At 53.0% G+C, this 22,616-nt stretch carries 25 protein-coding genes and 3 tRNA genes; 22 read left to right on the top strand and 6 right to left on the bottom strand.

Annotation, left to right across the window (positions count from 1 at the left end; all coding sequences use genetic code 11):
• Nucleotides 1-58 precede the first annotated feature (58 nt).
• Entirely contained in the window at nt 59-1,129 is a 1,071-nt protein-coding gene (locus CDA56_RS09595) for a porin (protein ID WP_025106098.1), read from the bottom strand.
• 627 nt (nt 1,130-1,756) lie between these two features.
• On the opposite strand from CDA56_RS09595, the gene drpB reads away from it, so the two are divergent.
• Genes drpB through CDA56_RS09575 form a run of 5 tightly spaced genes read left to right on the top strand, consistent with a single transcriptional unit; the run spans nt 1,757 to nt 4,740 of the window.
• Nucleotides 1,757-2,038: a cell division protein DrpB gene (drpB, locus tag CDA56_RS09590; RefSeq protein ID WP_004852229.1), complete on the top strand. Its 282-nt coding sequence runs from the start codon at nt 1,757-1,759 to the stop codon at nt 2,036-2,038.
• A 42-nt stretch (nt 2,039-2,080) separates the two neighbouring features.
• The gene (locus CDA56_RS31670) at nt 2,081-2,485 is read left to right on the top strand and encodes an HD domain-containing protein (RefSeq protein ID WP_422875596.1); all 405 of its coding nucleotides are present in this window, start codon (nt 2,081-2,083) and stop codon (nt 2,483-2,485) included.
• The gene (locus CDA56_RS31665) at nt 2,389-2,775 is read left to right on the top strand and encodes an HD domain-containing protein (RefSeq protein WP_422875597.1); all 387 of its coding nucleotides are present in this window, start codon (nt 2,389-2,391) and stop codon (nt 2,773-2,775) included. Before CDA56_RS31670 ends, CDA56_RS31665 begins: the two co-directional genes overlap by 97 nt.
• Before the next feature lie 56 nt (nt 2,776-2,831).
• Nucleotides 2,832-4,265 carry a DNA cytosine methyltransferase gene (locus CDA56_RS09580; RefSeq protein WP_025106099.1) on the top strand — a complete coding sequence of 478 codons (1,434 nt, stop codon included), beginning with the start codon at nt 2,832-2,834 and terminating at the stop codon, nt 4,263-4,265.
• On the top strand, nt 4,246-4,740 hold the full coding sequence (locus tag CDA56_RS09575; RefSeq protein ID WP_025106100.1) for a very short patch repair endonuclease: 495 nt from the start codon (nt 4,246-4,248) through the stop codon (nt 4,738-4,740). Before CDA56_RS09580 ends, CDA56_RS09575 begins: the two co-directional genes overlap by 20 nt.
• On the opposite strand, the gene yedA is transcribed toward CDA56_RS09575, so the two are convergent.
• Nucleotides 4,715-5,626, bottom strand: a complete 912-nt coding sequence (gene yedA, locus CDA56_RS09570; RefSeq protein ID WP_025106101.1) for a drug/metabolite exporter YedA — start codon at nt 5,624-5,626, stop codon at nt 4,715-4,717. The two genes, CDA56_RS09575 and yedA, sit on opposite strands and share 26 nt — an antisense overlap.
• Nucleotides 5,627-5,809: 183 nt before the next feature.
• On the opposite strand from yedA, the gene CDA56_RS09565 reads away from it, so the two are divergent.
• From CDA56_RS09565 to dgcQ, 3 genes are all read left to right on the top strand, one after another.
• Entirely contained in the window at nt 5,810-6,721 is a 912-nt protein-coding gene (locus CDA56_RS09565; protein WP_004852222.1) for a DUF808 domain-containing protein, read from the top strand.
• Between the two features lie 75 nt (nt 6,722-6,796).
• Nucleotides 6,797-6,976, top strand: a complete 180-nt coding sequence (locus CDA56_RS09560) for a YodC family protein (RefSeq protein ID WP_025106102.1) — start codon at nt 6,797-6,799, stop codon at nt 6,974-6,976.
• A 107-nt stretch (nt 6,977-7,083) separates the two neighbouring features.
• Complete coding sequence (gene dgcQ / locus CDA56_RS09555) at nt 7,084-8,751, top strand: cellulose biosynthesis regulator diguanylate cyclase DgcQ (RefSeq protein WP_014838854.1); 1,668 nt, start codon at nt 7,084-7,086, stop codon at nt 8,749-8,751.
• A 329-nt stretch (nt 8,752-9,080) separates the two neighbouring features.
• Here dgcQ and yodD read toward each other — a convergent pair whose 3' ends face one another.
• Complete coding sequence (gene yodD / locus CDA56_RS09550; protein ID WP_014229881.1) at nt 9,081-9,296, bottom strand: YodD family peroxide/acid resistance protein; 216 nt, start codon at nt 9,294-9,296, stop codon at nt 9,081-9,083.
• Nucleotides 9,297-9,428: 132 nt separating this feature from the next.
• Between yodD and dsrB the strand changes: the two genes are divergently transcribed.
• Nucleotides 9,429-9,617, top strand: coding sequence for a protein DsrB (gene dsrB / locus CDA56_RS09545; RefSeq protein WP_004136599.1), 189 nt, complete (start codon nt 9,429-9,431; stop codon nt 9,615-9,617).
• A 41-nt stretch (nt 9,618-9,658) separates the two neighbouring features.
• On the opposite strand, the gene rcsA is transcribed toward dsrB, so the two are convergent.
• Nucleotides 9,659-10,282: a transcriptional regulator RcsA gene (gene rcsA / locus CDA56_RS09540; protein ID WP_025106103.1), complete on the bottom strand. Its 624-nt coding sequence runs from the start codon at nt 10,280-10,282 to the stop codon at nt 9,659-9,661.
• 456 nt (nt 10,283-10,738) lie between these two features.
• Here rcsA and yedD point away from each other — a divergent pair, with 456 nt between their 5' ends.
• On the top strand, nt 10,739-11,155 hold the full coding sequence (gene yedD, locus CDA56_RS09530; protein WP_161505342.1) for a lipoprotein YedD: 417 nt from the start codon (nt 10,739-10,741) through the stop codon (nt 11,153-11,155).
• A 49-nt stretch (nt 11,156-11,204) separates the two neighbouring features.
• Here yedD and amyA read toward each other — a convergent pair whose 3' ends face one another.
• Complete coding sequence (gene amyA, locus CDA56_RS09525; RefSeq protein WP_102803056.1) at nt 11,205-12,692, bottom strand: alpha-amylase; 1,488 nt, start codon at nt 12,690-12,692, stop codon at nt 11,205-11,207.
• A 201-nt stretch (nt 12,693-12,893) separates the two neighbouring features.
• Here amyA and tcyJ point away from each other — a divergent pair, with 201 nt between their 5' ends.
• The 5 genes from tcyJ to sdiA all read left to right on the top strand — a co-directional run bounded on the left by tcyJ (nt 12,894) and on the right by sdiA (nt 17,233).
• Complete coding sequence (tcyJ, locus tag CDA56_RS09520; protein WP_014229877.1) at nt 12,894-13,694, top strand: cystine ABC transporter substrate-binding protein; 801 nt, start codon at nt 12,894-12,896, stop codon at nt 13,692-13,694.
• 95 nt (nt 13,695-13,789) lie between these two features.
• Nucleotides 13,790-14,776, top strand: a complete 987-nt coding sequence (gene dcyD / locus CDA56_RS09515) for a D-cysteine desulfhydrase (protein WP_102803055.1) — start codon at nt 13,790-13,792, stop codon at nt 14,774-14,776.
• A gap of 15 nt (nt 14,777-14,791) precedes the next feature.
• Nucleotides 14,792-15,460 carry a cystine ABC transporter permease gene (tcyL, locus tag CDA56_RS09510; protein WP_004103458.1) on the top strand — a complete coding sequence of 223 codons (669 nt, stop codon included), beginning with the start codon at nt 14,792-14,794 and terminating at the stop codon, nt 15,458-15,460.
• Complete coding sequence (gene tcyN / locus CDA56_RS09505; RefSeq protein ID WP_004852203.1) at nt 15,457-16,209, top strand: L-cystine ABC transporter ATP-binding protein TcyN; 753 nt, start codon at nt 15,457-15,459, stop codon at nt 16,207-16,209. The genes tcyL and tcyN overlap by 4 nt, the downstream gene beginning before the upstream one ends.
• A 301-nt stretch (nt 16,210-16,510) precedes the next feature.
• Entirely contained in the window at nt 16,511-17,233 is a 723-nt protein-coding gene (gene sdiA, locus CDA56_RS09500) for a quorum-sensing transcriptional regulator SdiA (RefSeq protein ID WP_014229875.1), read from the top strand.
• 67 nt (nt 17,234-17,300) lie between these two features.
• On the opposite strand, the gene CDA56_RS09495 is transcribed toward sdiA, so the two are convergent.
• Complete coding sequence (locus CDA56_RS09495) at nt 17,301-17,525, bottom strand: DUF2594 family protein (RefSeq protein ID WP_004122104.1); 225 nt, start codon at nt 17,523-17,525, stop codon at nt 17,301-17,303.
• Between the two features lie 463 nt (nt 17,526-17,988).
• Between CDA56_RS09495 and uvrY the strand changes: the two genes are divergently transcribed.
• The 7 genes from uvrY to CDA56_RS09460 all read left to right on the top strand — a co-directional run bounded on the left by uvrY (nt 17,989) and on the right by CDA56_RS09460 (nt 22,603).
• Nucleotides 17,989-18,645 (top strand): UvrY/SirA/GacA family response regulator transcription factor, encoded by a 657-nt coding sequence (gene uvrY, locus CDA56_RS09490; protein WP_004122102.1) that lies wholly within the window; start codon nt 17,989-17,991, stop codon nt 18,643-18,645.
• On the top strand, nt 18,642-20,474 hold the full coding sequence (gene uvrC / locus CDA56_RS09485) for an excinuclease ABC subunit UvrC (protein WP_025106107.1): 1,833 nt from the start codon (nt 18,642-18,644) through the stop codon (nt 20,472-20,474). The genes uvrY and uvrC overlap by 4 nt, the downstream gene beginning before the upstream one ends.
• Before the next feature lie 57 nt (nt 20,475-20,531).
• Nucleotides 20,532-21,080 (top strand): CDP-diacylglycerol--glycerol-3-phosphate 3-phosphatidyltransferase, encoded by a 549-nt coding sequence (gene pgsA / locus CDA56_RS09480; RefSeq protein WP_004122100.1) that lies wholly within the window; start codon nt 20,532-20,534, stop codon nt 21,078-21,080.
• 151 nt (nt 21,081-21,231) lie between these two features.
• Nucleotides 21,232-21,307, top strand: a tRNA-Gly gene (locus CDA56_RS09475).
• Between the two features lie 38 nt (nt 21,308-21,345).
• Nucleotides 21,346-21,419: transfer RNA gene (locus CDA56_RS09470), tRNA-Cys, on the top strand.
• 13 nt (nt 21,420-21,432) lie between these two features.
• Nucleotides 21,433-21,519 (top strand) — tRNA-Leu (locus tag CDA56_RS09465).
• A gap of 196 nt (nt 21,520-21,715) precedes the next feature.
• Nucleotides 21,716-22,603: a dihydrodipicolinate synthase family protein gene (locus tag CDA56_RS09460; protein ID WP_102803053.1), complete on the top strand. Its 888-nt coding sequence runs from the start codon at nt 21,716-21,718 to the stop codon at nt 22,601-22,603.
• The last annotated feature ends 13 nt before the right edge of the window (nt 22,604-22,616 follow it).

Genomic DNA, 22,616 nt, shown 5'->3' with positions numbered 1-22,616 from the left:
GTCGTTGGTAAAAACGGAAAAACCCGCACGAGGCGGGCTTTAGATTAACCAGGCAGTCTTAGAACTGGTAGGTGATACCCACGGCGAACTGATCGTCGGTGGCTGCGCCACTAACCGCCGCGTCTTCATCATCGATCAGATTGAATTTGTATGCGGTGTAAACGTTGAAGTTTTTGTTGAAATAGTACCAGGCACCCAATTCAACGTAGTTCATGATATCCGCATTAGTGTCTTCTTTGGCGCCCAGGTCTTTACCTTTCGCGTAGACATAGCCCAGGGATGGACGCAGGCCAAAATCAAACTGATACTGAACAACGGCTTCGATGTTCTGGGTGTGATTGGCAAAGCTGCCAAAAGTCGTTTTCTCCAGCGGAGTCATGTTACGGGATTCACCGTACATGACTGATGCATACAGACTATTTGCATCGTATTTAGCCGCCAGGTTCCAGACTTCAGCTTTTTCGCCTCTGCGGTCCGCAGCTTGTTCATCAGTACGGTCAGAGTTGCTGTAGGCGCCAACGAAACCGAAGCCGTCAAAGTTGTAGTTAACGGAGAAACCAAAACCGTCGCCGTTTGATTTTTTCGCGGTGGTATCGTTGTTTTTACCCTGATACTGCAGAGCAAAGTTCAGGCCATCCACCATGCCGAAGAAGTCGGTGTTACGGTAGGTTGCTACGCCGTTGGTACGGCCGGTCATGAAGTTATCGGTGTAAACCAGACCGTCACCACCCCACTCAACGAGCATATCAGTGTAACCCGCCGCGTCATAAACCACGCCGTAGTTACGACCATAATCGAATGAACCGTAGTCGCTGAATTTCAGACCGGCGAATGCTAAACGAGTAGCGCTGCCCTGTTGACCTTCCGGTTTGTCCGCTTTGATGTTGTATTCAAACTGGCCATAGCCGGTCAGTTCATTGCTAATCTGGGTCTCGCCTTTGACGCCGAAACGCGCATAGGAGGTATCGTCAGAGTTGTTGTTGCCGCCATCATGGGTCATGATGTGTTCGCCAACCATTTTGCCGTAGAAATCCAGTTTGTTGCCGTTCTTATTATAGATTTCTGCTGCATTAGCCGCGCCAGCAACTAATAAAGCTGGAACCAGAATTGCCAGTACTTTTCTTTTCATTATATATTCCCTTTTGATTATAATTAATATGAATTGTGTCATTCCTTCCGGGGTGACTATTAAATACTAACGACGAAGTTCATTTTTCTTTAAATTAAAAATGTAACTAAATTATATCTAATATTACAAAATGTTTCTGTTCTATTCATTATATTTAAATTTTATTGGTGTTTGAAAATTTATTTATTGTGTTTATGTCTTTTAATAACATTGGTTTATGATTGGTTTTGTATGATTTTTGTTGTCCATAAGCTTCATGTGCTCTATGAATTGCGGGGTTGTATTTATATGTTATATGTTTATTTCTCAATCTCTTATTGCCGCCGCTTTTCTGTAAAGATAAAGCGAAGGGCGAGCAAGCAAATATGATATTTGAGGCAGGGAAGGTGGGGGGGATATGGTCTCAGAAATTCAGTTATATTCATTAATTTGTATTATTTAAAAACGAAATGAATTCATTGACTATATGTAGCAGGCGATAGGGTCGTGCTCCCGACCAGTGCGCAAAATCGAACCCGTGAGAGAGGGATCTGCTGTTTTGCAGGCGTTTTCGCTATATAATGTGACCAATATCACATTTTTTACCGGTGGGTGATAGGGGTTGTGAAGTAGATGGAGAACAAATGAATGGAAGATAAAGCGAAAAGAAGTCCTGGCGGGAAACTGGCGCTGTGGGCATTTTACGCCTTTTGCGGCTATTTCCTGTGGGCGATGGCGCGTTACTGGTGGGTTGTGGGGAAGATTGAAAGCGTGCCCGGAGCGACGATTGACGGCGAGCTCGGCTCAACGGCAGGAAAATGGATTGGTGCGCTGCTGGGTTTTCTTGTGTTGGGTATTGTCGGGACCCTTCTCGGGGCGATCGCCTGGTACACGCGTCCTAATCCGCAGATGTATGAACATCACGATTAAAATTGCTATGCTCGTTGCTGGCCTTATATCAAAGGAACTCGCATGGACCTTTATCACTGGCAGCAACGATTTGAAGCCTGGCTAAGCCAACATCACGGGCAAGAGGATGCTGCTCACGATATTTCACACTTCCGCCGGGTATGGGCTACCGCGCAGCAGTTGGCCGAAGAGACCGCTGCCGACCGTCTGGTGATCCTCACTGCCTGCTACTTTCATGACATTGTCAGTCTGGCGAAAAACCATCCTGAGCGAAGCCGTTCTTCCGCGATGGCGGCGGAAAAAACGCTGGCTATCCTTCAGTCCGCTTTTCCTGATTTCCCCCGGAACGCTACGCGGCGGTTTTACACGCGATTGAAGCCCACAGTTTTAGCGCGGCAATTGCACCGCAAAGTGAAGAAGCGAAAATCGTCCAGGATGCCGATCGCCTTGAGGCGCTGGGGGCGATAGGGCTGGCGCGCGTATTTGCGGTGTCCGGCGCGCTGAACAATAGCTTGTTTGATGCCCGCGATCCCTTTGCTGACCGGCGGGAACTGGATGACAAAACGTATGCGCTGGATCACTTCCAGTGCAAGCTGCTGCGTTTACCGAAAACGATGCAGACAGAAAAGGGCAGGGCAATGGCGGTGCACAATGCGCGTTTTCTGGTGCAGTTTATGGCCAAGCTGAGCGCAGAGCTTCGCGGAGAGCCGATGGCGCTTGATGCTGAGGTTTTGCAGCGCTTTGATCCACTAGCATAAAACTGACCGCGCTATTTATGGTAACCTCTGCAAAAATAGTCGGGCTGGTTGAGGTTATGGCGCAAAATTTATCCAAGGAAAATCCCCCGTCTTTGAAGGTTGAACATACCGGAGAAGACGCGCAGGCGCTATTGCGTCAGCTAATGGCGATATACGATGTCAAAACGCTGGTCGCGCAGTTAATTGCCGTCGGCGAGCAGCACTGGAGCCCGGCTATCCTCAAGCGCGTTGCGACGGTAGCGCGCGCGGCAGGTCGTATCACCCGCCAGGAGCAGGCCCACCTGCGCACGCTCCTGCCGGAGCCGCCGGCGCATCATCCGCATTATGGGTTCCGCTTCGTCGATCTGTTTGCTGGTATCGGCGGTATTCGCCACGGTTTTGAAGCGATTGGCGGGCAATGCGTGTTTACCAGCGAATGGAATAAACATGCGGTGCGCACCTATAAAGCCAACTGGTACTGCGATCCTGAGCAGCATCGTTTCAATGAAGATATCCGCGATGTGACTTTGAGTCATCTCCCTGAGGTGAGCGAGGAAGAAGCCGCGCAGCATATACGCCAGACTATCCCGCAGCATGACGTTTTACTGGCCGGCTTCCCCTGCCAGCCGTTTTCTCTCGCCGGCGTGTCGAAGAAGAATGCCCTTGGTCGCGCTCACGGCTTTGCCTGCGAAACGCAGGGGACGCTGTTTTTTGACGTGGTCAGGATTATCGCCGCCCGTCAGCCGCCGATTTTTGTTCTGGAGAACGTCAAAAACCTGAAGAGTCACGATCGGGGGCGGACGTTTCGTATCATTATGCAGACGCTGGATGAGCTGGGGTACGAGGTTGCCGACGCGGCGCATACCGGGGCGGATGACCCTAAAGTCATCGACGGGCGCTATTTTTTACCCCAGCACAGGGAGCGTATTGTGCTGGTGGGTTTCCGGCGCGATCTCCAGCTGCATGAGGGATTTACCCTGCGCGATATCGCCGCTCTCTATCCCACTCGCCGGCCGACCTTTGGCGAGCTGCTGGAGCCCGCGGTTGACGACAAATTTATTCTCACCAGGGTGCTGTGGAAGTATCTCTATCGCTACGCGCGTAAGCACCAGGAGCGGGGGAACGGTTTTGGCTACGGGCTCGTCGACCCAACGAATCCGCACAGCGTGGCGCGAACGCTCTCTGCGCGCTATTACAAAGATGGCGCGGAAATCCTCATTGACCGGGGCTGGGATCGGCCTCTGGGCGAAAAGCATTTTGATGACCCTGAAAACCAGCTTCGTCGTCCGCGCAGGCTGACGCCCCGCGAGTGCGCGAGGCTTATGGGTTTTGAGACGCCGCAGGGATATCGCTTCCGTATTCCGGTCTCGGATACCCAGGCCTATCGCCAGTTTGGCAATTCCGTCGTCGTGCCGGTATTTGCGGCGGTGGCGAAGCTGCTGGCGCCGCGTATTGAACAAGCGGTTGCCAGGCGTGAGCAAGAGATTAACCATGGCCGACGTTCACGATAAAGCCACCCGCAGTAAAAACATGCGCGCGATAGGCACCCGCGATACGGCAATAGAGAAACGGCTGGCTGGGCTACTGGCGGGCGCCGGATTCTCTTTTACCGTACAGGATGCCGCGCTGCCCGGCCGCCCGGATTTTGTCGTGGCGGACTATCAGTGCGTTATCTTTACCCACGGCTGCTTCTGGCATCATCATGATTGCTATCTGTTCAAGGTTCCCGCCACAAGAACTGCATTCTGGCTGGATAAAATAGCCAAAAACGTGGCGCGCGATCGCCGGGATATCGGGCGACTGGCGGAGCAGGGATGGCGGGTGCTGGTGGTCTGGGAGTGCGCGCTGCGCGGGCGAAAGAAGCTCAATGACGACGCGCTGGGAGAACGGCTGGAAGAGTGGATCTGCGGCGGCGGTCAGTGCGCGCAGATCGATACTCAGGGCATAGGTGTGCTGGACGCTACTTCTCCGCCTTACAGGATGTAATTTCACGACGCGCCGGGAGCAGGTATTTGCCGAGCGTCACCAGAATGACCGCGAAGATGATAATCCCGAGCGCCAGCCACTCTACGGCAGATAAGCTTTCTCCGGCAAAACCGGTTCCCAGCAGTACGGCGACCACCGGGTTTACGTAGGCATAGCTGGTCGCTACCGCCGGTGTTACGTTACGAATCAAATACATATATGCATTAATGGCGATAAGCGAACCGAAGATAGCCAGATAGGCGACGGCAAAAATACCGGACCACGACGGCATCTGGGTTAATTTTTCTCCGGTTAGCGCGGAGGCAATCATCAGCACGACGCCTGCCGCCAGCATCTCAATGGCGCCCGCCATCATCCCCGTTGGTAGCTCGATTCGCGAGCCGTAGACGGAACCAAACGCCCAGCTCATTGAACCGATAAGTATCAGCAGCGCGCCCCAGGGGTTACCGTTCAGGTTGCCGCCGCTGTTGAGCAGTACGATCCCCGCGAGGCCAATAGCGATACCCAACCACTCAAGCTTACGGGTCGCAATACCAAAAAAGCGGCTAAAACACAGGGTGAACAGCGGCACCGTCGCAACCATGACCGCCGCAATGCCTGAAGGCACGTGCTGATGTTCGGCGAGCGTCACAAAGCCATTACCTACCGCCAGCAGCAGCACACCAATCAGCGCCGCGTTAAGCAGCGGCTTTCGCGCAGGCAGCTTATGACCGGTTGCCAGCAGCCAGGCGGTCAGCACCGCGCCCGCGGAAAGAAAACGCACGCCAGCCATCATCAGCGGAGGCCAGCTGGCGACGCCGACGGCGATAGCGAAATAGGTGGAACCCCAGATGATATACAGCGCAAACAGCGCCCCGATGAGCGGTAACAGCTGACGGGTAGACATACTTCCTCACGACGGTGCAGAGATAGAAAGGGGACGTATAGTAAACGTGAAAACTATCGTGCTGGCGAGTGCTTTAATTCGCCTGCTATGGTTAAATTTTTGTTGACTATGGACACCGGTGGGCGAAAAAGCGCTTTTGCTTCATACTTCAGGAGGAACAATCATAAATGAAGGAATGCAATTTTGGCGGGAAGTAGTCTATTAACCTTATTGGATGATATTGCCACGTTACTCGATGATATTTCGGTCATGGGGAAACTGGCAGCAAAAAAAACGGCAGGCGTATTGGGAGACGATCTCTCGCTTAATGCTCAACAGGTCACCGGCGTGCGGGCCAACCGCGAACTGCCGGTAGTCTGGGGCGTAGCCAAAGGCTCATTGATCAATAAAGTCATCCTGGTGCCGCTGGCGTTGTTGATCAGCGCTTTTATTCCGTGGGCGATTACGCCGCTGCTGATGCTGGGGGGCGCGTTTCTGTGCTTTGAAGGCGTCGAGAAGGTGCTGCACAGCCTGCAGGCGCGCAAACACAAGGAGGATCCGCAGGTTCGCCAGCGGCGGCTTGAGGCCCTGGCGAACCAGGACCCTATGGCTTTTGAACGGGATAAAGTGAAAGGGGCGATACGCACCGATTTTATTTTGTCGGCTGAAATTGTCGCCATCACGCTTGGGATTGTGGCGGAAGCGCCGTTATTGAATCAGATCCTGATTTTATCCGGCATCGCGCTTCTGGTGACGGTGGGGGTCTACGGTCTGGTGGGGATCATCGTCAAGCTGGATGATATGGGCTACTGGCTGGTGGAGAAAACCAGCTCGCTGGCGCAGTGGACAGGCAAGGCGTTGTTGGCAATCGCGCCCCGTCTGATGAAAGTGTTGTCCATCGTTGGCACTCTGGCGATGTTCCTGGTGGGCGGCGGTATTGTGGTCCACGGTATTGCGCCGCTGCACCACGCTATTGAAAATCTGGCCCATGGACAGAACGGGGTCATTGCCTCGCTGCTGCCAACGGGCGCCAACCTGGTGCTGGGATTCATCATTGGCGCCATCGTGCTGGCTGGAGTGAAAGCGATTGCCGCTCTGCGTCGTCCGGCAAAGTAAATGTGCTCCTGGTCATGCAAAGTGGTTCAGCTTCGTCTATGTTAAATCTGTTTCTTCCTGATACCGGAGGCAAAAATGGTCTTGTTGGTCAGTGATGAAGTCAGGCGTAAAAGCGGTGGCCCCCGAATGGTCGTTACCGGGTTCGCCAACGGCATGGTTGAATGTCGCTGGTATGACGGTTACGGCGTTAAGCGCGAGGCGTTTCGTGAAGATGAACTTATTCGCGGAGGGGGAGGGAAGCTGAACCGCTCCTGACCCGTTATCAGCGCCCGGCATTCGTCGGGCGCTTTCATATTAATGGTTGTTTTACGAACAGGGAGCGTGGATGACGTTTGCTTCTTTAACCGTGCTGCGAGAAAACGATGGATAAGCTGATGTGGGTGAAAAAATTGCGCCAGATTTTAAGCCCCGGATATGTGGTTAACCTCTGTTTTTTTATCGTCTTCTGCTTTTCCACGTTGTTGATATGGCGTGAGATCAAGGTCCTTGAAGAAGCCTACGTCGCAAACCAGCGCAATAATCTTGAAAACGTTTCCCATGAGTTCGACAGCCTGCTGCAGTTTAACATCGACAGAATGATTTTTTTTCGTAACGGGATGCAATCGGCGCTGGGAACGCCGCTGGATTTTGTCGTATTGCGCAAGGCGGAAGAGGATTATTTAAAGAAGCGGCATGATCCCCTCTGGTCCGTTGAGATTCATAACCGGCGGACGCTGCCGGTCTATGGCGTTGCCGATGCATTTGTCGACGGCGACGCGCTTCTCTCTCGCGATAATTCCTTTTCCGGCAATGAGCTCATGGCCACTCTTGAGCTGGGCTATATGCTGCGTCTGGCTAATAACAACCGTGGTTTTGCGAAACGCATGCTGTACGTGTCGCGCAATGGCTTTTTTACCACCACCGAGCCGCTGAAGAATGCGACACAGGCGCTGGCGCTGTATTCGCGGGCGACAAGCGCCCCCTGGTTTACCCGGCAAACGCAGAGGAATAATCCTGCTCGCGGCATCGTGTGGCAAACCTTTCCCGATGAGGCGTCGCAGCGCGAAATGCAGGTGGTGACGGCGTCTATTCCGCTTGATTTCCAGCGCTATTGGCTCGGCGTACTGGCAATGGATTTCTCGGTACAAGAGATGAAAACGTTTCTGGTCAATGCGATTAAAACGGGCGAAGAGGGCGAGTACCAGCTTTACGATAATCAGCTCAATTTGATTGCCTCTTCCGCGCCGGGCAACGTACTAACGCTGCTGTCGCCGCGGGAACAGGAGATGCTGAGCCGCGCGTCTTCTCATGAGAATCAGGGAGGGATTCGCCTGGTCACGCGTTATATCAGCTGGGAAAACTTACGCAATTTTGATGGGGTACTGATCCGTATCCATACGATCCGGGAAGGCGTCCGCGGTGACTTTGGCAGCATCACTATTGCTTTAATGCTGATGTGGCTCATGTTCACGCTGATGTTGATGATCTCCTGGCTGGTGATCCGCCGAATGGTGCGCAATATGAGCGTGCTGCAGACTTCCCTGGAGTGGCAGGCCTGGCACGATGCGTTAACCCGCCTATTAAACCGCGGCGCGCTGTTTGAACGCGCCACTGCAGAAACTCGCCTGAGCGAGCGTTTAAAGCGGCCCGTTGCGGTGATTCAGCTCGATCTGGATTATTTCAAAAGCGTTAACGACCTGTACGGCCATCACGCGGGCGATCGCGTGCTGTCGCTGGTGGCGAGTACTATCGCCAGCCATATTCGGCAAGGCGATCTTGCGGGGAGAGTTGGCGGGGAGGAGTTTTGTATTGTGCTGCCGAATACCGCGTTAAAAGAAGCGAAGGCGATTGCTGAACGGATCCGTATCCGGATCAATAGCCGCGAAATTTTGCTGGGTAACAGCACGTCTTTGCGTATTACCGCTTCGTTTGGGGTGAGCTGTAGCGAGGATTCGGGTGAGTATAACTTTGAAAATTTGCAGTCTGTTGCCGATCATCGCCTGTATCTGGCCAAGCAAAACGGACGCGATCGGGTCTGCGCCGAAGGGTAAAATTAATTCCTCATGTAAATAAATTGAATTGAAATCATCCACTACGGTTATTTTGGTGAGATTATTCTTAAAAAACGTTTGGCGGCGATCGGACGTTCGTGGAAGAACAAATGTCTGCAGTCCTTGCCTGGCGAGCGTTGCCAGCGTGAGGGGGAAGGTAAGCCACATTTTTCAATAATTTGCTTCATGAATGTTTGTTGTCATGCAAAATAATTGAGGGTAATGTTTGTAGCGCATCGGATATCCTGGTGTAACGAATTTTCAAGTGCTTCTTGCATTAGCAAGCTTCATCCCGACTCCTGCGAGTCGGGATTTTTTTCGCTCAGAATTCAGCGGTTGGCTTCCGTGATGCTGAAATCATGGATATCGAGCTCAAAGGCCTCAGCCAGCTCGCGCCAGGTGTGGTAACCCCGGCCATCAATACTGACGTGGTGGGGATCGTCTTGCGTACGCTGAACTTCACTTTCGCTGATTTCATTAATCGCCGCCAGCAGGGCGTCAACGTCTACGCTTCCTGCGCCTTGATTTTCTTTGGCGGTTTTCATTGCGGGTACCTCGCTTAACTCAGACAGGGCTATTTAAGTATAGTCGGTCTACAAAAACAGCAGTTACCGGGCAGGACACTGCGCGATCGGCAGTTTTGTTCTACACTGGCTCAAAAATAGAGGAGATGAGTTATGCAGGTAAACGATCGTGTCACGGTGAAGACCGATGGTGGCCCACGTCGATCGGGTGTTGTACTGGCGATAGAGTCGTTTAGCGAAGGCGTAATGTATCTGGTTTCGCTGGAAGATTACCCGCTCGGGATCTGGTTTTTTAATGAGAACGGTCATCCCGACGGTATTTTCGTTGAGCGGGACGAGTGATTTGCCTCAAGTGAACTGGCGGCGGCGGCCGCCAGCGTCTTTCAACGCAGGTTGACGTGAATTCCGGAGGTGATGTTTTCAGCCAGTCGTACGATATGATAAATCACCTGTTTGTTGTGGGTATGAATTTTCTTTTTAATATTGCCCTTATGCGATGAGACGGTTTTGGCCTTAATGTTCATCTGCGCTGATATGTGCGAGGTTCCGTGCCCGGCCATCCACATCTGCAGCATATTTGATTCGGTCTGGCTTAAGGACAGCGTGGGGATATTAATCCGGGTGGGACGATAGTTCTCATATTTCAGGCGGATGGCAAGGATGTCGTCCAGGTCTTTTTCGGTCAGGGATTTAGAGCAGATAAGTAAGTTTTTGCGCACCAGCAGGTAGTGATCGAAATGTATATTCGCCAGCGACATAAAGATAACAAATAGCGTCGCAGGATACTGGCTAATGATTTGCCGGATAAGCTGGTTGCTCTCTTCATGATGAATAAAGCAGTCTTCGTTGATAAATACCACCGTCGGGCGGCTAGTCTCGCAGAGAGCCTTCAGGCTCGGCGCACTGTGTACTTCAGTGATATCGCGCTTCCTTACCCCTCTGCCCGTCAGGTACCCGGTTAATCCCAGCCGGGTGAAGCTGCACAAATCCATGATAATCGTTGACATGACCCATCCTCAATCAACACGTAACGATAATTTATTCCTCGCTGACAAGCGCGATGAAGTCCATTTTGTTAGCAATAAAAAACGACTGCTGCCGTGGAACCATTAGGCAGCCTGAACTATTCCGTAATAAGCCCCATAATTTGCCAGGAATATTCTCAAAGTAAAGGCTACAAATCGCTATGTGGAGGAAATAAAAACAATAAATACCCGTCATATATAAGTTTGCCATTTTAGCGGCTTTTTAAAATAGGATTATCCTTATATTGAATGGTTAAAATAACACCTGCTGATTTATGGGTTTTATTCGATGGGTTAGAATAACTTAACATTCGAAGGCTATTTTTTACCATATTGGGTGTGCCCGACGTTCGCCCTGCTTCGCTGTTGCCGAATCGCGAAGGGTGGCGAGCTTAACGCTTTAATGCCACAATGTTTTTTTATCGGTGTGTGGGATGGATGATGAAAAAGATAGTGTTTGCTGGCGCTCTGCTGGCCCTGGCCGGCTGTGTTCAGGTTGATAGCTACAGCGAGGTTGTTAAAGCGCCAGCGCCGGCTGGGCTGGAAGGATACTGGCAATCGGCCGGCCCGCAGAGTGAAATGATGAGCCCGGATGCGATTGCGAGCCTGATCGTCACCAAAGAGGGCAATACCCTTGACTGTCGCCAGTGGCAGCGGGTTATCGTCCTGCCGGGTAAATTAATGAAGCGTGATGATGCGGTTTATAACGTCACCTCCGCGTTGGATGTTTATCCGATTGAGCGCGAAGGCGATACCCTGAGCTACGACCGGATGACGCTCAAGCGGGTGGATCGTCTCACCCCTGAGTGTGAACAGGCATGGAAAAAGGCCTCGGCTGATAAAAGCGGGCAATAAGCTTTTTGCGGGCTGAAACCCTTCTCAGCCCGCGGCGTTTCTCTGTATTTTATAGCGCCTCTTCGATAACCCAGACGCTGACGCTGCCGCCGTTACAGGTAAAAACCCCGTTTCCTTCATCGTCGGTTTCAATCACTTCCTCGCGGTTGCCGAGAAAATCACGCCAGCGTTTATTACGGTAGTTTTCCCCCAGAGGAAGCGTTTTTTCTCCGTCGTCACCGTTGGAAAGCACCACCACGCAGCCCGGATCCTCTTCGGTACCGCTGCGGCTGAAAGCGATACAGTTCGGATGATCGAACCACAAAGTTTGTACGCCGTGAGCAAAACGCTGACGGGCATCGATCAGTTCGTGTAATTGCTCAATAACCGGCATCTCAACGGCGTAGGTCTCGCCGTCGCCGCCGGTATCTTCGTAGCTGGCGCCGAGCAGGTCGGCATAAAAGACGGACGGAACGCCGTTTTCACGTAACAAAATGAGCGCATAAGCCAGCGGTTTGAACCAGGCCTCAACCGGCGCCTCCAGCGCCTGCAGCGGCTGGGTATCATGGTTGGTCACCAGGGTTACGGCGTGGAACGGGTCGGCTTCCACCAGGGTGCCGCTAAAAATCTGGCTCATGTCATAGTCGCGTCCCTGCCGCGAGGCTTCATGGAATTTCATCTGCAGCGGCGCGTCAAAGAGCATCGTCTTACCGTCAACCATGTCGATATACTGCTGGAGCTTATCGACTTCATGCGACCAGTATTCCGCCACGATAAACAGCGGCTTTGTCGCCACCTCCTGGACGTGGTCAATCCACTCTTTATAAAACCAGGCGGGGATATGTTTAACCGCATCGAGGCGGAAGCCATCGCAGCCGGTCTGTTCCATCACCCAGCGGGCCCAGTACTTAATCTCCTCGGTTACCGCCCGATTGCGAAAATCGATATTTTCACCCATCAGGTAGTCGAAGTTACCCATTTCATCATCAACCTGATCGTTCCATCCCTCTCCGGTATAGTCGTTGACGATTTTAAACACGCCATCTTCATCAGGATTCTCAATATGGTCGATGCCGCTGAAGCACTTATAATCCCAGATGAATTCAGAGTATTTGCCGGCGCGTACCGGGAAGGTGTAGCGCGTCCAGGCTTCACATTCCACAATCTCCTCGGCGATTTGCGTGCGGTCGTTTTGATCAACCCGCTGAATACGTACCGGCTCTTTTTCATCCGCGCCCATTTTATGGTTGACCACGACGTCAAGGAGTACGGCGATATCGTGCTGGCGCAGGGCGGATATGGCGGCCAGAAGCTGGGCTTTATCGCCATATTTTGTGGCGACAGACCCCTTCTGGTCGAATTCGCCGAGGTCAAACAGATCGTAGCAATCATAACCGACAGAGTAGCCGCCGGAGGCGCCTTTGTAGGCAGGAGGCAACCAAATCATGTTAATGCCGATTTCGTTGAGGTTTGGCGCCAGGGCTTCGACTTCACGCCATAACTCGCCGCCGGTGGGGTAGTACCAGTGAAAGCACTGCAGTAACGTGGGGTTTTTCATCTTCCATGCTCCATACGTCATCAAGCTGACCATTGCAGTATGAGAGATATCCAGCAAAATGGAGATGTTTTCGATACGTTTTCACTATGCCCTAAAAGGCATCATATATAATAATTTGGAATAAGATGTAGCGTATCGATGTTGGTGACTAAGGTTAAACGCCTTACACTACAGCAAAATATCACTGTTTTAGGGGTATCTATGAAATTAGCACTTCTGGGTCGTCAGGCGCTGATGGGCGCAATGGCCGTCGTATTAATGACCGGCGTCAGCGTAAAAACCTTTGCTGCTGAAAATCTGCTTAATCAGGTTAAAGAACGCGGCACGCTACGCGTGGGTCTGGAAGGGACATATCCGCCATTCAGCTATCAGGGAGATGACGGTAAGCTGACCGGCTTCGAGGTGGATTTTGCTAATGAACTGGCGAAACATCTGGGCGTGAAGGCTGACCTTAAACCCACGAAATGGGACGGCATGCTGGCTTCGCTGGACTCTAAACGTATCGATGTGGTGATAAACCAGGTCACTATTTCCGATCAGCGTAAGCAAAAATATGACTTCTCGACGCCGTACACCGTTTCCGGGATCCAGGCGCTGGTGAAAAAAGGTAACGAAGGCGTGATTAAAACTGCAGCCGACCTGAAAGGTAAGAAAGTTGGCGTCGGCCTGGGGACCAACTACGAAGAGTGGCTGCGCCAGAACGTACAGGGCGTCGACATTCGGACTTATGATGATGACCCGACGAAATACCAGGATCTGCGCGTAGGGCGAATTGACGCCATCCTGGTTGACCGTCTGGCAGCGCTGGATCTGGTGAAGAAAACCGGTAACACCCTTGCCGTCACCGGTGAAGCCTTCTCTCGCCAGGAGTCCGGCGTCGCGCTGCGCAAAGGTAATGAAGACCTGCTGAAAGCGGTTGATGGCGCCATTGCGGATATGCAAAAAGACGGCAGCCTGAAGGCGCTGTCGGAAAAATGGTTTGGCGCTGACGTCACGAAGTAACGGCCAGCGGTGAAAAAAGGCGCTCCTGATAGCGCCTTTTTTTATTTCGTGCGTCACAGCGTGCATAATCAAGGATAATTCAGTCAGGAGGTCTTATGTCACTGCAAAATTTAACCCTATTCCCGCGTCTGGAACTGATTGGCGCGCCGACGCCGCTGGAATATCTGCCGCGCTTGTCCGATTACCTTGGCCGCGAAATTTTTATCAAGCGCGATGATGTGACCCCGCTTGCGATGGGGGGCAACAAGCTACGTAAGCTTGAATTTCTGGCTGCCGATGCGCTGCGAGAAGGGGCGGATACCCTGATTACCGCAGGAGCTATCCAGTCCAACCATGTGCGCCAGACGGCGGCGGTGGCGGCTAAGCTGGGCCTGCACTGCGTGGCGCTGCTGGAGAATCCAATGGGAACCCGGGCTGAGAACTACCTGACCAACGGTAACCGACTGCTGCTTGACCTGTTTAATACTCAGGTCGAAATGTGCGACGCGCTGACCGATCCTAATGCTCAGCTGGAAGCGCTGGCGATCCGCATTGAAGCTCAGGGCTATCGTCCGTACGTGATTCCGGTTGGCGGTTCGAACGCGCTGGGCGCGCTGGGCTATGTGGAGAGCGCGCTGGAAATTGCCCAGCAGTGCGAAGGGGCGGTCGAGCTCTCCTCCGTGGTCGTCGCCTCCGGCAGCGCCGGTACGCATGCCGGCCTCGCCGTGGGACTGGAGCAACTGATGCCCAATGCCGAGCTTATCGGCGTGACCGTATCGCGCAGCGTGGCTGACCAGCTGCCAAAAGTGGCTGCGCTGCAGCAGGCGGTGGCAAATAGCCTGGAACTGGAGGCAAAGGCCGGTATTCAGCTGTGGGATGAGTACTTTGCGCCGGGTTACGGAATACCGAACGACGAAGGGATGGCGGCGGTGAAGCTGCTGGCGCAGCTGGAAGGTATCCTGCTGGATCCGGTGTATACCGGGAAGGCGATGGCCGGATTGATTGATGGTATCAGCCAGAAGCGCTTTAAGGATGAAGGCCCAATACTGTTTGTTCACACCGGCGGCGCGCCTGCGCTGTTCGCCTATCATCCTCATATCTAATGCAGAACACATAGAATGCAAGAGAGTATCCAACTGGTTATTGATTCCGCGCCTTTTCTGCTGAAGGGCGCGGTATTTACGCTACAGCTCAGCATCGGCGGCATGTTTTTTGGCCTCGTGCTGGGGTTTATTCTGGCGCTGATGCGCATGTCGCCCGTCTGGCCGATTAAATGGCTGGCGCGGATGTACATCTCCATCTTTCGCGGAACGCCGCTGATTGCGCAGCTGTTTATGATCTATTACGGCTTGCCGCAGTTCGGCATTGAGCTGGATCCTATTCCCGCGGCGATGATCGGCCTGTCTTTAAACACGGCGGCCTACGCGGCGGAAACGCTGCGCGCAGCGATTGCCTCCATTGATAAAGGGCAGTGGGAGGCCGCGGCGAGTATCGGTATGACGCGCTGGCAGGCTATGCGCCGCGCGATTCTTCCTCAGGCCGCGCGCGTGGCGTTACCGCCGCTTTCCAACAGTTTTATCAGCCTGGTGAAAGATACCTCGCTGGCGGCAACTATCCAGGTGCCAGAACTGTTCCGTCAGGCTCAGCTGATCACCTCCCGGACGCTGGAGGTATTCACCATGTACCTGGCCGCTTCGCTTATCTACTGGGTAATGGCAACGGTGCTTTCCACGCTGCAAAACTATTTTGAAAATCAGCTGAACCGCCAGGAGCGAGATCCAAAATGAGTGCGATTGAAGTCAAAAACCTGGTGAAAAAATTCCATGGCCAGACGGTGCTTCATGGTATCGACCTTGAGGTTCAACAAGGGGAAGTGGTGGCGATTATCGGTCCCAGCGGTTCGGGGAAAACGACGCTGCTGCGCAGTATTAATCTCCTGGAGCAGCCGGAAAGCGGCACGATTCGCGTAGGCGACGTGACGATCGATGCCGGGCGCAGCATCAACCAGCAAAAAACGGCCATTCGCCGCCTGCGTCAGCACGTGGGCTTTGTGTTTCAGAATTTTAATCTTTTCCCCCACCGTACGGTGATGGAAAACATTATCGAAGGGCCGGTCATCGTTAAAGGGGAGGATAAAAATGAATCCATCGCCCGGGCGCGTGAACTGCTGACGAAAGTTGGGCTTACCGGTAAAGAAAATAGCTACCCGCGTCGTTTGTCCGGCGGGCAGCAGCAGCGCGTGGCGATTGCTCGCGCGCTGGCGATGCGTCCGGATGTCATTCTGTTTGATGAGCCAACGTCGGCATTAGATCCTGAACTGGTAGGGGAGGTACTCAATACCATTCGCCAGCTGGCGCAGGAGAGGCGCACGATGGTGATCGTGACCCATGAGATGAGCTTTGCCCGCGACGTGGCGGACCGCGCTATTTTTATGGATCAGGGGCGTATCGTTGAACAGGGTGAAGCAAAAGCGCTGTTTGCCAATCCTCAGCACGCGCGTACCCGCCAGTTCCTCGAAAAATTCCTGATGCAGTAATCGCCCCGCGCCGGCCGCATTCGCTCAGGCTTGTGCTGACGGATGCGGCCGGGCAGCGCTGAATAACCGGTTTATCAGCAAAAAAAGCATGTCCGGATGGTGGTCATAAGCAACGACGATACATCTGTCAAGGTTTTGTGCCACATCAATTGGCATAATTTTTTTAACGTATCCGGTACTTTCGCCGGACGTAGTCTAATAAATGCGGTGGCTGCCATTTTTTATACATATAAGCAGGATTTATGTGTTAGTTTTATGTATTTATAATAATGATTATCACTCAGGAGTTATTTGGTTAGTTATGAGGGACAATGATTTTTTCAGCTGGCGGCGGGAAATGCTGCAACAATTTCAGTCCGTTTCTGCAGGCGAGGGGGTTTATCATCTTCTGCAGCAGGAAGCAAAAGGGCTGGAATATGACTACTTCGCACTCTGCGTACGGCATCCCGTGCCTTTTACTCGGCCCAGGGTGACGCTGCAATCGACCTATCCTCAGGCCTGGATGGCGCATTATCAAGCCGAGAATTATCTCGCGATCGACCCGGTGCTGCGCAAGGAGAATTTCCTTCGTGGGCATCTGCCATGGAACGACAAGCTATTCCATGATACACCGGAATTATGGGACGGCGCGCGCGACCATGGATTACGCAAGGGCGTCACGCAGTGCCTGACGCTGCCGAACCATGCTCAGGGATTCTTATCCGTTTCAGGAACCAGCCATAGCCAGGGACCCTTTGCGGAAGATGAACTGGAGATGCGCTTAAGAACGCTAACCGAATTGAGCCTGCTGACGCTTTTGCGCCTGGAGGACGAGATGGTTATGCCGCCGGAAATGAAATTTAGTCGACGTGAACTGGAGATTTTGAAATGGACGGCGGAAGGGAAAACCTCGGCTGAGGTGGCAATGATTCTGTCTATCTCAGAAAATACCGTCAATTTCCATCAGAAAAATATGCAGCGAAAATTCAACGCGCCAAACAAAACCCAAATTGCCTGCTATGCCGTAGCGACGGGCCTAATTTGATCTCATGTGTTGTTCTGCGTGCCAGACGTAAGACCGGCTGTTAGTAATACCTTCAGCCGGTAATTGATTACTGACGATATGCCTGCTTAATTTGCTTAACGGTGCTGGAGAATACGGCAGCCTGAGCCTCATCTTCCATCTGCGCGATTTGTTTTTCCATTTTAATAATCACGCGGCCTGCATCAGCCTGACCCATGGCCTGCAGCATCAGCGTTATCATTGCTTTCAGACACGAAACTTCCTGTGCCAGTTCTTGGTTATTTTCCGCAGTGGAAAAATCTGGAGTGCTCATCTATATCCTCGATTGCTTTCTGCGCAATTGCGCATGACTAAAAGTGAAGGCGGCGCAGTATACCACAAGCAAAGGAAAAAAAAGGAGTGCTTGATTTCTGTTCTTTCATCCGAGTGGTGAATGATTTAATTGACTGAATAATACGTATTCATGAGATCTAAGCGTGTTAATTTTTTCGTACGCCCCGTGTTCGTGTTAATAATTGTTACATATTCAGGTACATATTTATCGCCTACGCAATGTGTTGTGTTTTTACGTAATCTGTATGATGAATGTTAAAAAGTAACTGTTGTACAACTCTATGTTATGTATGGCTTTCCAGCGGGTGTGCAGACAAATTTCCATAATTGCGCAAGAAATCTTTCCCAGCACATTTTTTGGCTTTCAAAATTAGGTTAAAACCCGGTAATATGTGGGAGATAAGCTATCAGTAGCGTTATCCCTAATTCTGGAGAATATTCCTTTGATCAACGTCCTTCTTGTTGATGACCACGAACTGGTGCGCGCAGGGATACGACGCATTCTGGAAGATATAAAAGGGATTAAAGTTGCCGGCGAGGCCTGCTGCGGTGAGGATGCCGTGAAATGGTGCCGCGCGAATCCCGTTGATGTAGTCCTGATGGATATGAACATGCCGGGTATCGGCGGCCTTGAGGCTACGCGAAAAATTGCCCGTTCCGTTGCTGATGCCAAAGTGATAATGCTGACCGTGCATACGGAAAATCCGCTGCCGGCGAAAGTCATGCAGGCCGGGGCTGCTGGCTACCTCAGTAAAGGCGCCGCGCCGCAGGAGGTTGTGAATGCGATTCGCTGCGTGGCATCGGGTCAGCGTTATATCGCCTCTGATATCGCCCAGCAGATGGCGCTAAGCCAGATTGAACCGGAGAAGGCGGAGTCGCCGTTTGCCAGTTTGTCTGAGCGAGAATTGCAGATTATGCTAATGATTACTAAAGGTCAGAAGGTCAACGAGATCTCAGAGCAGTTGAATCTGAGTCCCAAGACCGTGAACAGCTACCGCTATCGTATGTTCAGTAAACTGAACATACACGGCGATGTGGAGCTGACGCACCTGGCAATTCGCCATGGCCTGTGCAATGCGGAGTCGTTAGCAAGTCAGTGAGTGATGTTTTTGATGCAAAAGCTTTCCTGAAAACAGTAACCAGCCAGCCGGGCGTCTATCGTATGTATGACGCTGGCGGTACTGTTATCTATGTAGGCAAAGCGAAAGACCTGAAAAAGCGGCTGAGCAGCTATTTTCGCAGCAACCTGGCTTCGCGTAAAACCGAAGCGCTGGTGGCGCTTATCGCCCAGATTGACGTTACCGTGACCCACACCGAAACGGAAGCGCTGCTGCTTGAGCATAATTACATCAAGCTATACCAGCCGCGTTACAACGTGCTGCTGCGCGATGATAAATCCTATCCCTTTATTTTCCTTAGCGGCGATACGCATCCTCGCCTGGCGACGCATCGTGGGGCGAAGCATGCGAAAGGCGAATATTTTGGCCCGTTCCCCAACGGCTACGCGGTTCGCGAGACGTTAGCGCTGCTGCAAAAAATCTTCCCTATCCGCCAGTGTGAGAACAGCGTCTATCGCAACCGTTCGCGGCCTTGCCTGCAGTATCAAATTGGCCGCTGTCTGGGGCCGTGCGTTGCCGGACTGGTGAGCGAGGAAGAGTATGCCCAGCAGGTCGACTACGTGCGCCTGTTCCTGGCGGGCAAAGACGATCAGGTACTGACTCAGCTGATTGCCCGCATGGAAAAGGCCAGCCAGGCGCTGGAATTTGAAGAGGCAGCGCGGATCCGCGACCAGATTCAGGCCGTACGTCGGGTAACGGAGAAACAGTTCGTCTCCAATACCGGTGACGATCTGGATGTTATCGGCGTCTCGTTTGATGCCGGCATGGCGTGCGTCCACGTGCTGTTTATCCGCCAGGGTAAAGTCCTTGGTAGCCGCAGCTATTTCCCCAAAGTGCCGAATGGCACCGAACTCGGTGAAGTGGTGGAAACCTTTGTCGGACAGTTCTATTTGCAGGGCAGCCAGATGCGGACGCTGCCGGGCGAGATCCTGCTGGATTTTAACCTGGGCGACAAAACCCTGCTGGCGGATTCGCTCTCAGAGCTGGCCGGGCGCCGGGTTAACGTACAGACCAAACCCCGCGGCGATCGCGCCCGTTACCTGAAGCTGGCGCGCACGAACGCCGCGACGGCGCTGACCACCAAGCTTTCCCAGCATTCAACGATTACGCAACGTTTGCGGGCGCTGGCGACATTACTCAAGCTTCCGGTCGTCAATCGGATGGAATGCTTTGACATCAGCCATACGATGGGCGAACAGACGGTGGCGTCGTGCGTGGTTTTTGATAGCAACGGACCGCTGCGCGCAGAGTATCGCCGTTACAATATTACCGGCATCACGCCGGGAGATGATTACGCGGCGATGAATCAGGTCCTGCGTCGTCGCTACGGTAAGGCAATAGAAGAGAGTAAAATTCCCGATGTTATCCTGATCGACGGCGGTAAAGGCCAGCTTGGGCAGGCGAAGACGGTTTTTGCCGAGCTGGACGTGCCGTGGGATAAAAGTCACCCTCTGTTATTGGGCGTGGCAAAAGGCAGCGATCGTAAAGCGGGCCTGGAGACGCTATTCTTTGAACCGGAAGGCGAGGGCTTTAGTCTGCCGCCGGACTCCCCCGCGCTGCATGTGATTCAGCATATTCGCGACGAGTCGCACGATCACGCCATTACCGGCCACCGTAAGAAACGGGCAAAAGTAAAAAGCACCAGCACGCTGGAAACCATTGAGGGGGTCGGACCCAAACGCCGACAGATGCTGCTGAAATATATGGGCGGTCTGCAGGGGTTGCAGAAAGCCAGCGTCGAAGAAATTGCGCAAGTACCGGGTATATCTCACGGTCTGGCAGAAAAGATCTTCTACTCGTTGAAACATTAGGGGCTCTGTAGCAACATAGGGCTAATTTTTACTTACAACAGATAGTTACCCGTTACTATGCAATTTAATATCCCTACGTTGCTTACTCTGTTTCGCGTCATTCTTATCCCGTTCTTTGTACTGGCGTTTTATCTGCCGTTTACCTGGGCCCCTTTTGCCTGTGCGCTAATTTTCTTCGTCGCAGCGGTGACCGACTGGTTTGATGGTTATCTGGCGCGTCGCTGGAATCAGAGCACGCGTTTCGGCGCTTTCCTCGATCCGGTCGCGGATAAAGTCATGGTGGCTATTGCGATGGTACTGGTTGCCGAGCATTACCATACCTGGTGGGTGACGTTACCGGCCGCCACCATGATCGCGCGTGAAATTATTATCTCCGCGCTGCGCGAGTGGATGGCCGAACTGGGCAAGCGCAGCAGCGTGGCGGTGTCATGGATAGGCAAAGTCAAAACCACGGCGCAAATGGCCGCGCTGGTGTGGATGCTGTGGCGCCCAAATATCTGGGTTGAATGGGCGGGGATTGGTCTGTTCCTCGTGGCGGCGGTGCTGACGCTGTGGTCCATGCTGCAGTATTTGAACGCGGCGCGCGGCGATTTGCTTGATCAGTGATCGTTTCGGCGCAATTTTCAGCAAACAACACAAGGTTTTAAAAAATATCGTTGACTCATTGCGCCAGGTAAGTAGAATGCAACGCATCGAACGGCAGCACTGTCTGACAGACGATAACAAAATCAAGTAATTAGCAAATTAGCTTGATGATGCGGGAATAGCTCAGTTGGTAGAGCACGACCTTGCCAAGGTCGGGGTCGCGAGTTCGAGTCTCGTTTCCCGCTCCAGTTTACAACATCGGCATCAGCGGGTGTTCAAGCATTAAGGCGCGTTAGCAAAGCGGTTATGTAGCGGATTGCAAATCCGTCTAGTCCGGTTCGACTCCGGAACGCGCCTCCAATTTCTATCCCGAGCCCGGATGGTGGAATCGGTAGACACAAGGGATTTAAAATCCCTCGGCGTTCGCGCTGTGCGGGTTCAAGTCCCGCTCCGGGTACCATTGGGATAAAGCAGAATAATCAAAGCAATAAGCAGTGTCGTGAAACCACCTACGGGTGGTTTTTTTGTTTTTGTATTGCCATAACCTCGCTTTTGAACCTCAGCCCCACCTCATTCATTTTTGTCATAGGACAAAACCCGCTTCTGTTGTTACTCTGTGTCGGCAATCTATCATTATCTCAATAAGTGAGGATGAAATGTTTACTGGCCTCTGCGCTTTTCCTCTGACTCCGTTACATCAGCATGGCGTTGATGAAACCGCTTTTGCCCGGATTGTCACTCGCCTCGCCGACTCTGCCGTCGATGCTCTCGGCGTGCTCGGTTCCACGGGAAGCTATGCCTGGCTCAGCCGCGAGCAGAGAATGCAGGTTATCCGACAGGCCAAATCGCATGCCGGAGCGGTGCCGCTTATGGCAGGGATCGGCGCGTTGGGGACCGATCGGGTCCTTCGTCTGGCAGAGGATGCGCAGCGGGCTGGCGCCAATGCGCTGCTCCTGCCGGCAATCGCCTATCAGCCCCTGACGGAAGAGGAGATTTTGGCTTTTTACCAGACCGTCACCCGCGAAGTCTCCGTGCCCGTCTGCGTTTACGATAACCCCGTGACCACGCATGTGACGACCTCGGATACGCTTAAAGGCGCGATCGCTGCGCTGCCGGGTATCGCCTCAATTAAAATACCGGGCCCCGCTAAAAATGACGTCGCACGGCGCGTTCAGAGCCTGCGGCGGCAGCTACCGGCTGAGGTGACGATCGGGATTAGCGGAGACGCCTGCGCGGCCGATGGCCTGAACGCCGGCTGCGAAGTCTGGTATTCGGTGTGCGGCGGCCTGTTCCCGCACGTCGCCAAAGAGCTGACGGCGGCCGCGACGCGGGGGGAGGCTCAGCGGGCGGAGGCAATAAGCGCCAGGCTGGAGCCGCTGTGGACGCTCTACAGGAAGTATGGTGGAAGCCTGCGGGTCACTGCCGCAGCGGCGACGATCCTCGGTCTGTGCGGTGAGGATTGTTTGCCGCGTCCCCTGCTACCGCTTTCGCCGGATGCCTTTCGTGAGATTGCTGAGACGCTGCGCAGCCTGAACCTTGAGTAGCCGGGTGGTTTTC

This window comes from Klebsiella michiganensis (assembly GCF_002925905.1).
GTDB classification, from domain to species: domain Bacteria; phylum Pseudomonadota; class Gammaproteobacteria; order Enterobacterales; family Enterobacteriaceae; genus Klebsiella; species Klebsiella michiganensis.
Note: the sequence above shows the minus strand (reverse complement) of the source record. Positions and strands in the feature narration are given on the sequence as shown.

What these genes read in the sequence shown, in the direction of transcription:
- tcyJ (WP_014229877.1), top strand. Translation starts at nt 12,894, where the DNA reads ATGAAATTAGCACTTCTGGGTCGTCAGGCGCTGATGGGCGCAATGGCC.
- dgcQ (WP_014838854.1), top strand. Translation starts at nt 7,084, where the DNA reads ATGGATAAGCTGATGTGGGTGAAAAAATTGCGCCAGATTTTAAGCCCC.
- CDA56_RS09460 (WP_102803053.1), top strand. Translation starts at nt 21,716, where the DNA reads ATGTTTACTGGCCTCTGCGCTTTTCCTCTGACTCCGTTACATCAGCAT.
- CDA56_RS09495 (WP_004122104.1), bottom strand. Translation starts at nt 17,525, where the DNA reads ATGAGCACTCCAGATTTTTCCACTGCGGAAAATAACCAAGAACTGGCA.
- dsrB (WP_004136599.1), top strand. Translation starts at nt 9,429, where the DNA reads ATGCAGGTAAACGATCGTGTCACGGTGAAGACCGATGGTGGCCCACGT.
- yodD (WP_014229881.1), bottom strand. Translation starts at nt 9,296, where the DNA reads ATGAAAACCGCCAAAGAAAATCAAGGCGCAGGAAGCGTAGACGTTGAC.
- CDA56_RS09595 (WP_025106098.1), bottom strand. Translation starts at nt 1,129, where the DNA reads ATGAAAAGAAAAGTACTGGCAATTCTGGTTCCAGCTTTATTAGTTGCT.
- pgsA (WP_004122100.1), top strand. Translation starts at nt 20,532, where the DNA reads ATGCAATTTAATATCCCTACGTTGCTTACTCTGTTTCGCGTCATTCTT.
- tcyL (WP_004103458.1), top strand. Translation starts at nt 14,792, where the DNA reads ATGCAAGAGAGTATCCAACTGGTTATTGATTCCGCGCCTTTTCTGCTG.
- CDA56_RS09580 (WP_025106099.1), top strand. Translation starts at nt 2,832, where the DNA reads ATGGCGCAAAATTTATCCAAGGAAAATCCCCCGTCTTTGAAGGTTGAA.
- tcyN (WP_004852203.1), top strand. Translation starts at nt 15,457, where the DNA reads ATGAGTGCGATTGAAGTCAAAAACCTGGTGAAAAAATTCCATGGCCAG.
- amyA (WP_102803056.1), bottom strand. Translation starts at nt 12,692, where the DNA reads ATGAAAAACCCCACGTTACTGCAGTGCTTTCACTGGTACTACCCCACC.
- rcsA (WP_025106103.1), bottom strand. Translation starts at nt 10,282, where the DNA reads ATGTCAACGATTATCATGGATTTGTGCAGCTTCACCCGGCTGGGATTA.
- yedD (WP_161505342.1), top strand. Translation starts at nt 10,739, where the DNA reads ATGATGAAAAAGATAGTGTTTGCTGGCGCTCTGCTGGCCCTGGCCGGC.
- drpB (WP_004852229.1), top strand. Translation starts at nt 1,757, where the DNA reads ATGGAAGATAAAGCGAAAAGAAGTCCTGGCGGGAAACTGGCGCTGTGG.
- CDA56_RS09560 (WP_025106102.1), top strand. Translation starts at nt 6,797, where the DNA reads ATGGTCTTGTTGGTCAGTGATGAAGTCAGGCGTAAAAGCGGTGGCCCC.
- dcyD (WP_102803055.1), top strand. Translation starts at nt 13,790, where the DNA reads ATGTCACTGCAAAATTTAACCCTATTCCCGCGTCTGGAACTGATTGGC.
- yedA (WP_025106101.1), bottom strand. Translation starts at nt 5,626, where the DNA reads ATGTCTACCCGTCAGCTGTTACCGCTCATCGGGGCGCTGTTTGCGCTG.
- CDA56_RS09575 (WP_025106100.1), top strand. Translation starts at nt 4,246, where the DNA reads ATGGCCGACGTTCACGATAAAGCCACCCGCAGTAAAAACATGCGCGCG.
- CDA56_RS31670 (WP_422875596.1), top strand. Translation starts at nt 2,081, where the DNA reads ATGGACCTTTATCACTGGCAGCAACGATTTGAAGCCTGGCTAAGCCAA.
- sdiA (WP_014229875.1), top strand. Translation starts at nt 16,511, where the DNA reads ATGAGGGACAATGATTTTTTCAGCTGGCGGCGGGAAATGCTGCAACAA.